Raw genomic sequence first — 2,496 nt, forward strand, 5'->3', positions numbered from 1 at the left:
CTAAGAAATTTTCTATTGATCTAGCCAACTCGATGTTAATCGGTGACAACATTTCTGATATTCAAGCAGGAAGCGCAGCCGGAGTGGGCAAGCTGTTTTTATTGGGTTCTGATCATGAAGAAGCCACTTCTTACGGCGCGATCAAGATAAAAAATCTCGCAGCGGCAATGGCTCAGCTGTAGCTATTCTAACTTACTTAATAAATTGGGATACTTGTTGGCACTTTCGCCGCAAGTGGCTAAAGAATGAGGGCTTGAACTGAATTGACACGGGGATCATCAAACTTGTCATAGCGTATCTTATTGCGATACACTGTTGTTATGATTATAAGCTTTCAACATAAAGGACTGCGTGCTTTCTTCAAAACAGGTTCAACTCGGGGGATCCAGTCAGCACATGCAAGACGACTAACCCAAGTATTGGCTCTATTAAATCGTGTAGAAAGTCCAGAAAGTATGAATTTACCGGGTTATCGTTTACATCAACTCAAGGGTAAACTAGCTGGCTTTTGGTCGATTAGCATTAGCGGGAATTGGAGAATAATCTTCCGTTTTGTTGGCATGAATGTCGAACTTGTTGATTATCTTGATTATCACTGATGGGGATAATTGCTATGAAAATGCACAATCCGCCTCACCCAGGTGAACTGCTCCGGGAGGGTGTGTTAAAACCTATGAATATGAAGGTAGCTGATCTCGCTCGACGTCTTGGCATGTCACGTGTTTCCCTATCGCGTGTCGTCAACGGTCATGCAGCGATCAGTTCCGACTTAGCCGTACGATTGGAACGGGCTGGCCTTAGTACAGCCCGTGTTTGGATGGGATTACAAGCTGATTATGATTTGTGGCAAGCTGAAAATCGTGAACAACCGCATATCGAACGCATCGAAGCGGCTTGATTGTACAAAGTAATAAAAATGATAGGCTAGCCCCCTTTATAATTGTAAAAGTGAAACTATGACTCAATTATCTTGTTTTAAAGCCTATGATATTCGTGGGCGATTAGGTGATGAATTAAATGAAGATATCGCCTACCGCATTGGCCGTGCTTATGCGGAATCGGTTAAACCCAAAAAAGTGGTGGTGGGGGGTGATGTTCGCCTGACTAGTGAAAGTCTTAAATTAGCTTTGAGTCGGGGTTTACAGGACGCGGGCACTGATGTGTTGGATATTGGCCTGGCCGGTACCGAAGAAGTGTATTTTGCTACCTTTCATCTTGCTCTTGACGGTGGCATTGAAGTGACCGCTAGCCATAATCCAATCGATTATAATGGCATGAAATTGGTAGGCGCAGGCGCTCGCCCTATTAGTAGCGATACCGGCTTGTTAGCCATTCAACGCTTGGCAGAATTAAATCAATTTTCAGCCGTCGATCCCGCAGCAAGAGGCAGCTATCAGCAAATTTCTGTTCTTGATGCTTATATCGATCATTTGATGGGCTATATCACCCCGGCTAACTTTAAACCGTTAAAACTGGTGATTAACAGTGGTAATGGCGCTGCGGGGCATGTTATCGATGCGTTGGAAAAGCGCTTTCAGCAACTAAAAATGCCGATTAGCCTGATTAAAGTGCATCATCAGGCTGATGGCACCTTTCCTAATGGGATCCCCAATCCATTATTACCCGAATGTCGACAAGCAACCCGTGATGCCGTATTAGCTTATGGCGCGGATATGGGGATCGCGTTTGATGGCGATTTCGATCGCTGCTTTTTGTTTGATCATAAAGGTGGGTTTATCGAAGGGTACTATATTGTTGGTTTATTAGCAGAGGCTTTTTTACAGAAAAAACCAGGGGCGAAAATTATTCATGATCCTCGTCTTAGTTGGAATACCATCGATGTCGTTCAAGCCGCCGGAGGGCAAGCGGTGATATGTAAAACCGGTCATGCCTTTATTAAGCAGCGAATGCGTGAAGAGGATGCCATCTATGGCGGTGAGATGAGTGCACATCACTATTTTCGTGATTTTGCTTATTGTGATTCAGGGATGATCCCTTGGTTATTAGTAGCAGAGTTGTTGTGTGTAAAAAATAAAACCCTCGAACAAATGGTGAAGGATCGTATGGCGGCTTATCCAGCCTCCGGCGAAATTAATTCTAAATTAGATAATCCCACTGAAGCCATCGAGCGGGTGCGCGCAACTTATCAACCTGAGGCGATTTGCGTTGATGAAACCGATGGCATCAGTTTGGCCTTTGCCGATTGGCGTTTTAATTTACGCAGTTCGAATACCGAGCCAGTGGTACGGCTTAATGTAGAATCTCGAGCCAATAAGATACTTTTAGATAAAAAAACCAATGAAATATTAAACTTGCTGAGGCAATAGACCTCTTTCCAAACCGTAGTTCGTTATGCGAAGTCAAGGCGCCCGGCGCACAGCAACCTTCGTTAACATGAAGTACATGAGGATTGCGCGCACCGGGCAACGCAGGATTCGAGTCACGCAGCAGGTTTGGAAAGAGGTCTAATAATAGATTTCTTCGTACCCACCTAGA

General features: G+C 44.5%; 4 protein-coding genes. All 4 read left to right on the top strand.

Translation table 11 applies throughout. The annotated features are described in order from the left end of the window. Positions 1-182 (top strand): HAD hydrolase-like protein (locus REG_RS13615; protein ID WP_006705558.1); only part of this gene is annotated, 182 nt, incomplete at its 5' end. A 138-nt stretch (positions 183-320) separates the two neighbouring features. Beyond that, entirely contained in the window at positions 321-599 is a 279-nt protein-coding gene (locus tag REG_RS10150; protein ID WP_006705559.1) for a type II toxin-antitoxin system RelE/ParE family toxin, read from the top strand. A 20-nt stretch (positions 600-619) separates the two neighbouring features. Continuing rightward, positions 620-898, top strand: a complete 279-nt coding sequence (locus tag REG_RS10155) for a HigA family addiction module antitoxin (protein ID WP_260200267.1) — start codon at positions 620-622, stop codon at positions 896-898. 58 nt (positions 899-956) lie between these two features. Beyond that, positions 957-2,327: a phosphomannomutase CpsG gene (gene cpsG, locus REG_RS10160; protein WP_006705561.1), complete on the top strand. Its 1,371-nt coding sequence runs from the start codon at positions 957-959 to the stop codon at positions 2,325-2,327. Positions 2,328-2,496 lie beyond the last annotated feature (169 nt).

It is taken from the genome of Candidatus Regiella insecticola LSR1, from assembly GCF_000143625.1.
Lineage (GTDB): Bacteria > Pseudomonadota > Gammaproteobacteria > Enterobacterales > Enterobacteriaceae > Regiella > Regiella insecticola.

Coding starts and splice junctions, on each gene's coding strand:
- REG_RS10150 (WP_006705559.1), top strand. CDS start 321: ATGATTATAAGCTTTCAACATAAAGGACTGCGTGCTTTCTTCAAAACA.
- REG_RS10155 (WP_260200267.1), top strand. CDS start 620: ATGCACAATCCGCCTCACCCAGGTGAACTGCTCCGGGAGGGTGTGTTA.
- cpsG (WP_006705561.1), top strand. CDS start 957: ATGACTCAATTATCTTGTTTTAAAGCCTATGATATTCGTGGGCGATTA.